Origin of the sequence: Humidesulfovibrio sp., from assembly GCF_035560995.1 — a bacterium.
Taxonomy (GTDB): Bacteria; Desulfobacterota; Desulfovibrionia; order Desulfovibrionales; family Desulfovibrionaceae; genus Humidesulfovibrio.
Window position 1 is genome coordinate 1 of the sequence record NZ_DATMYK010000241.1, and the last position, 6,156, is coordinate 6,156.

At 66.7% G+C, this 6,156-nt stretch carries 6 protein-coding genes and 1 tRNA gene; 2 read left to right on the forward strand and 5 right to left on the reverse strand.

Annotated features, from left to right (window positions below; all coding sequences use genetic code 11):
- On the forward strand, window positions 1-551 hold a 551-nt coding region (locus VN419_RS09485; RefSeq protein WP_325646860.1), incomplete at its 5' end, for an NAD-dependent epimerase/dehydratase family protein.
- 18 nt (window positions 552-569) lie between these two features.
- On the opposite strand, the gene VN419_RS09490 is transcribed toward VN419_RS09485, so the two are convergent.
- Window positions 570-920, reverse strand: coding sequence for a hypothetical protein (locus VN419_RS09490; RefSeq protein WP_325646862.1), 351 nt, complete (start codon window positions 918-920; stop codon window positions 570-572).
- 120 nt (window positions 921-1,040) lie between these two features.
- Here VN419_RS09490 and VN419_RS09495 point away from each other — a divergent pair, with 120 nt between their 5' ends.
- Window positions 1,041-2,867, forward strand: coding sequence for an autotransporter outer membrane beta-barrel domain-containing protein (locus VN419_RS09495; RefSeq protein ID WP_325646864.1), 1,827 nt, complete (start codon window positions 1,041-1,043; stop codon window positions 2,865-2,867).
- Here VN419_RS09495 and VN419_RS09500 read toward each other — a convergent pair.
- The 4 genes from VN419_RS09500 to VN419_RS09515 all read right to left on the reverse strand — a co-directional run.
- Complete coding sequence (locus VN419_RS09500; RefSeq protein WP_325646866.1) at window positions 2,864-3,697, reverse strand: hypothetical protein; 834 nt, start codon at window positions 3,695-3,697, stop codon at window positions 2,864-2,866. The two genes, VN419_RS09495 and VN419_RS09500, sit on opposite strands and share 4 nt — an antisense overlap.
- A gap of 239 nt (window positions 3,698-3,936) precedes the next feature.
- Window positions 3,937-4,755, reverse strand: a complete 819-nt coding sequence (locus VN419_RS09505) for a mechanosensitive ion channel family protein (protein WP_325646868.1) — start codon at window positions 4,753-4,755, stop codon at window positions 3,937-3,939.
- Between the two features lie 165 nt (window positions 4,756-4,920).
- Window positions 4,921-5,007 (reverse strand) — tRNA-Leu (locus VN419_RS09510).
- A 72-nt stretch (window positions 5,008-5,079) separates the two neighbouring features.
- Window positions 5,080-6,156 (reverse strand): YcaO-like family protein (locus VN419_RS09515; protein WP_325646870.1); only part of this gene is annotated, 1,077 nt, incomplete at its 5' end.

Below are 6,156 nucleotides of genomic sequence, written 5' to 3' on the forward strand. Positions count from 1 at the left end.
GCATCGAGCTGTGCTGGAGCTACAACCGGCAGCACGGCACGCGCTCGCTGGCCGTCATGCCCACCAATCTTTACGGCCCGGGCGACAACTATCACCCCACGGACAGCCACGTGATCCCGGCGCTCATCCGCCGCTTCCACGAGGCCAAAGAGCGCGGCGACGCCACTGTGACCATCTGGGGCACGGGCTCTCCCCGGCGCGAGTTCCTGTACAGCGACGACATGGCCCAGGCCTGCCTGCACCTGCTGCGCCTGCCGGAAGACGCCTATGGCGCGCTCCTGGGTGATAACGGCACGGACCCTGAACGCTTCGCCCCGCCCCTGGTGAACATCGGCAGCGGGGAAGACCTGAGCATCCGCGAGCTGGCGGAACTGGTGAAGGAGGTGACGGGCTTCGCGGGGGGAATCGTGTTCGACGCGAGCAAGCCCGACGGCGCACCGCAAAAGCTGCTGGACGTCTCACTTCTGCGTGGCACCGGCTGGCGGCAGCACATGAGTCTGGAGGATGGTCTGCGCGCGGCCTATGCGGATTTTTTGGCCCGGAAGCTGTAAGCACCGGATCAGGCCCGGCTATTCCTTGCCCCGAGTGGAGTGCAGGGTGATGGCCGCCCCGGCCAGGGTCAGGCCCGCCACGATGATGGCCAGGGGCGCGCCCTGGAAGATACCGCCAAACCACTCCCGCACTTCCGCGAAGAATATGCCCTGTTTGCCCGAGAAATATTCCAGGCTGCGCCGGTAGGCGCGGGAATCCCACTCCGACGTGGCTTGCGTGCCGCCGAGTTCAAGCTCGTATCTGCCGGGCCCCTTTTCCTGGGCCAGGGGATCGGCGATGTAGAGCCAGGCGGCGAGGGACAGCCCCGCCACGAGGATGCCCGAAGCCCACAGTTCCCCGGCCCCGCGCCGTGCCGGTGCCGATTTCATCCCGCCTTGCCGCATGGTTCCACCCGTTGTGCCGGCCGGGTAAAATTCCCCGGTCTGTTGACTCGGGCATCGTATGCGTGTTTTGAGAGGCGGACAAGTCCGCGCCCGACGGAGGTTCCCGTGCGCCGTTCCGCCCCCCGTGGCCTGCGCCCGGCGCATCTGCTCGCCTGGGTCCAGGTTCTCTTTGTCCTGCTGCTGGGGGCTTCTTCGGCCAGGGCTCTGGATTGGGCCACGCTCGCCCAGCCGGTGGGCGTCTACGTGGGCGACACGGCCAACCCTGGCGGCGTGTATTCCCCGGCCGCCATCAACACGGTTCTGGGCGGCATTCCGCCTTTTGACTCCGCTACCAGCGTCACCTTGATCCGCCTGACCCAGACCCAGCAGTTCGTGCGTTTCTACAACCCCACGGACCCGACGAATCCCTCAAACGCCATCGGCTCCTGGATGATGCGCGCCAGCGAGATACGCGGCCTGACGCCTGAGCAGATACGCGCCAAATTCGCCCTGCCCGCCTTGCCCACCAACATGGTCCAGGTCATCGTGCCCACGGGCTACGCCCTGTACACGGGCATCGCCGCCCCCATAGCGGGCTGGGGCGAGGGCGGAGGCTTGCAGAACCGGGCCATGGCCAGCAAGCCCCCCTCGGCGGGAATCGCCGCCGATCCCTGGCTGCCCGCGTCGAGCTACGCCAACGCCCAGGCGCTGGGCGGCGCTCCTGTGTTGTCGTACAAATACGCGGCGTCCGGCTCAAAGGCCGGGGCGCGCATGGGCGCATACATGGACGGAGTGGCTCCGCGCGCGGGCGGCGACCTGGAGGGCATTTACAACGCCCTGGACACCCTGGCCTTCACCGGCGGCTCCGCCAGCGTGGCCCAGGCCATGGGCCGCTTCTCCCCGGCGCAGTTCGACGCCCTGAACAGCGTGAACGTGCGCACCGGCGTCCTGCAAGCGGCCTCCTTCGACGCCCGCGCCGCAAGCCTGGCCCTTGGCCTTGATGCCGCAGCCCCTGAGGGCTCCACAAACGGCGAACCCGTTTTGCTGGCCTTTTCCGGCGGACTGGAAGAACTGGCCGGGGTGCTGCCGGGCCGGGGCCAACGCCAGGCACGGTGGGGCGAGTGGGGCCTGTGGCTGCGCGGCACGGGCGAATACGTGCGCGACAACGCCAAGGGCCAAACGCCGTATTCGGCCGTGACCGCGGCAGTGCACGCCGGGGCGGACAGGAGCGCGGGGCCGGGGCTGGTGCTGGGCCTGGGCGTGGGCTTCGCCCGCACGCACCTGGACTGGGAACAGGACGGCGGCGACGGCGTCACCAATACCGCGAGCCTTTCGGGCTACGGCTTCTGGACCGGAGGTGAATATTTCGCCAACGGCGACGTCACCGTGGATGCGGCCTTCACCGAAGCCAGGCGGCGCATTCTGACGGCCGTGACGGACCGCGTGGCGCGCTCCAGCCAAAGCGGAGAGGGAATGGCCGCCCGCTTGCGCGCGGGCAGGCGCATGGCGCTGACGGAAGACGGCTGGAGCCTGACGCCGGCGCTGGAGCTGGCCTATGGCCTGCACCGGCAGAACGCCTTCTCGGAAAACGGCGCGGGTGATCTGGACCTGGAGGTGCGGGCGGCCAAGGCGCAAACGCTGCGCACCGGTGCGGAACTGGCCCTGGGCCGACGCTTGGAGCTGACCGGGCGGGACGTGCTGGTTTTTGAAGCCGCGCTTGGCTGGCAGCGCGAAACCCCGCTGGACAGCCGGGTCATGCGCTCGTCATTCAGCGGGTATGCCCAGAGTTTCCAGACTTATGGAGACGACACCCCGCGCGACAGCCTGCTTGTGCGCGCCGGGCTGACGGAAGGCGGCGCAGAGGGCTTTACGCGCTACGCGCGCTATTCCGGCACCGTGCGCGACCGCTTCCAGGCCCACAGCCTGGAGCTGGGCTGCCGCTGGAGCTTTTAGCCCAGCACGCCCTCGTCCACGCGCTTCTCCTTGTAGAAATCCAGCAGGTTCCACTTGAAGATGAAGGCGTTCAGGCCCGTGGCCTCGCTGGCTCTCAGCGGCGTCCAGACCAGCCGTTTGTCCTTGTTCAGCGCGCCCTCGGCCGTGAACTCGAAGCCGAGCGCCGTCTCACCGGCCTGGGGGTCGTAGAAGAGGTTGCGCAGCACGGCGTTCACCAGGAAGGTTTTTTCCATGTCCTCCTGGGCCTCCACGGTCTTGAAGTAGAAGGAATAGCTTTCGCCCACCGTCGGCTTCAGGCCGATTTCGCTCAGGGCCGCGTTCTGCACGATGAGCCGCAGTCCGCAGGTGGAGATGTTGTCCACACGCAGCTTGCCCTGCGCCCTGTCCTCGTTGCGGAACAGCGGCGGCGTGCCGGACACGTTCGCACCCGGCGAGAGCTCTCGCCAGACCACCAGGGCGGGAATCCGGTTCTGGTCAGCCGACACGCGCACGCTGCGGCGCTGCTGCGCGTGCTCTACGGTCTGCGGCTGGGAGAGCGTGAAGAGCACCAGGCCGTTCGGAGCCACCTGGGTTGATTCTATCCTGCTGGCAAAGGTGTAGAAGTGGGAGAAGGCCGGGTTTTCTCTGTCGCGCACGCGAAAATAGCAGGACACTGACATGCCCACCCAGGAGGCGGAGGCGCTCTTGAGGGCTGAGATCTCTACGGTCAGCCCGCTGGCGTTCGCGCCGGTGAGCGCGCCGGAAAGCTCGCGCAAGCTGGTGATGCGGGAGTCGAAGGTGAGACGCAATTTGGCGCGCTGGTCGAGGATGTCGCTCAGCACCGAGCGCACGAGCCTTCTGTTGCGCTCTGCAGCGGTTTCTTCTGCCTTGGCTTTGCTCCATAGGGCGCACATACGGGATTCCTTGCAATCTTGGATGAATACGTTGCGTGGTCCCGATGGTCAGGCAGAACCGATTCAATATTTTATCAATGCCAACCCCGGATGACAAGCGCCCATGTGGGCGCAAAAAACCCCGCCGCGGAGTGGTTTCCGTCAGCGGGGCCTGGGTAGCAGAAGCCTTTTCTGTGTCAGGAGAGCATCCGCACCTCGCGCTGGGGGAAGGGCATGGCAATGCCTTGCGTCCGGAAGGTCTCCAGGATGGCCTGGTTGAGTTCTGCCCCGGCCGGGCCATAGTCCGGCACGGCAACCCAAGGCGTGACGCTGATGGTGACGCTGGATTCCGCAAGCTGCGTCACGCCGAAGACCGGGGCTGGGTCCCGCAGCACGCGTGGATTGGCGTTCAGCAGGGTTTCGATGATGCCCAGTGCCGCGTTGACGTCCGTCTGGTAGGAGACCCCGACGGAGATGGCGAGCTGGCGTATGCGGCCATAATTGTGCAGTATTTCGCCCACGATCTTGCGATTGGGAATGACGACCTTGGAGCGGTCCGAATGGCCCAGAGTGGTGCTGAAGATGCTGATGTCCAGGATCTCGCCCTCTTCCTTGGCGATGGAGATGTAGTCGCCCACGTGGAAGGGCTGGGTGAAGATGATGGTCAGCCCCGCGGCCACGTTGCCCAGAATGCCCTGCATGGCCAGGGCGACGCCGGCTCCGGCCACGCCCAGTCCGGCGATGAGCGGCAGCAGTTCGACCCCGAGGTTCTGCAGCGCCATGATGGCGAAGAGGACCAGGACCAGGGCGCGGGCGATGCGCACCAAAAGCGAACGCACCGGCGGCTCCAGGGTCAACTTCGCCAGCAGGCGGTCCAGCAGGCGGCCGATCCAGCTTCCGGCCACGTAGCCCGCGGCGAGGATCAGCACCGCAACGAAGAGCTTCGGCCCGAAGCGCACGGCCATGTCGATGGCCGAGGCCCGCACCTGGTCGAGTGATTGCAGCGAGTCGTCCATGGTGTTCCTCTCGTGTTGGAATGCTTCAGCGCGGTCAAGCTCACAGCTTTTAAACGGTACTCCGCATGGGCCTGTCGAGCAAGAGGGGGTGCCGCAGCGTGGCGGCCTGCGAAAAAGGCCCCGCCGCGAACTTCATCGTTCGCAGCGGGGCCTTTTGTTTGCAATTGGTGCCCAGGGCGGGGATTGAACCCGCATGCCCCGAAGGACGAGGGATTTTAAGTCCCTTGCGTCTGCCAGTTTCGCCACCCGGGCAACCGGCCACAGTCCTACATGGCGGAGCGGCCAAGCGTCAACGCGAACCCGCGCGGATGCGCGGGAAATCGCCTACAGCGCGCCGAACTGCCGCAGGTAGTTGGCGTACAGGCGCGGCGGAAGGCGCGAGAAGCGGTCGAAGTCCGACACCCACTCCAGGCCCGGCACGATGGCCCGCACGGCCGGGATGCCCAGGTCCTTGCGCGTCAAGTCCGCGTAGACCGGGGGATAGCCGTTGGCCATGAGGGTTTCCTCCAGCACCATGAGGTCGCCTTCGGCGCTGCCGGTTGCGAAGTCGGGCAGCTCTTCCAGCTTGCGCACGGGCAGGCCTTCCGGGGCCTTCTGCGTGGCCGGGCCGGGGAAGGGGTAGGGAATCTCCGTCATGGCCGAAATGGCCGCGCGCGGGCCGGAAAGCCCGGCGCCCATGCCCTTGTTCACGTCGCCGTGGCGGCCCGTGACGATGGCCTTGTAACAGGGCACCCCGAACTCCGGCGTGCAGTCCATGAACCACACGTGCATGTTGCAGTCTTCATAGTCGCGCAAGAGCTTGGCCACGCGTTCGTCGGCCGCCTCCAGGCGGAAGCAGCGCGAAAGGTCGAAGGGCGTCACCGCCTCGGCGTCGCGCTCGATGACCTCGCCGAGCGCATGCACCTTGGCCTCGGCCATGGTGTTGCCGGAGGCGAGCCCGGTGGAGCCCAGGGCGCTGAACAGGCTCTGCTCCTCCAGGTTGGCGAAGAGATACACGAACTGCACCGGCACCAGGCAAGGGCGCAAGCCGCCCTCGAAACGCTCCTGCGCGGGCATCCAGTGGATGACCTGTCCGGTGTAGGGAACCTCCAGGCGCACGCGGTCCATGTCCAGGGCGCGGCCGGTGGCCGAAACCTCGGCATGGCTGCCGCGCGTGATGGGGCAGTCGTAGGCGAGCCCCATGACGCCGCGCGCGCCCATGCTGGCGTACGACGACACGCGTTCGGCCACCTCCATGCTGTAGGAGGCCCGGGCCGACTCCATGTCGAGCCCCCGGCCGTAGCTGGTCTGCATGCCGGAAAGGCTGTAGTTCATGGTGCCGCTCTTGACCGAAAGCTCCACCATCCACATGCGCAGCAGCGCCACCGGGGAGAGTGAAGCCTTGTGGGCCATTTCCTTGGC

What these genes read in the sequence shown, in the direction of transcription:
- VN419_RS09490 (WP_325646862.1), bottom strand. Translation starts at nt 920, where the DNA reads ATGAAATCGGCACCGGCACGGCGCGGGGCCGGGGAACTGTGGGCTTCG.
- VN419_RS09505 (WP_325646868.1), bottom strand. Translation starts at nt 4,755, where the DNA reads ATGGACGACTCGCTGCAATCACTCGACCAGGTGCGGGCCTCGGCCATC.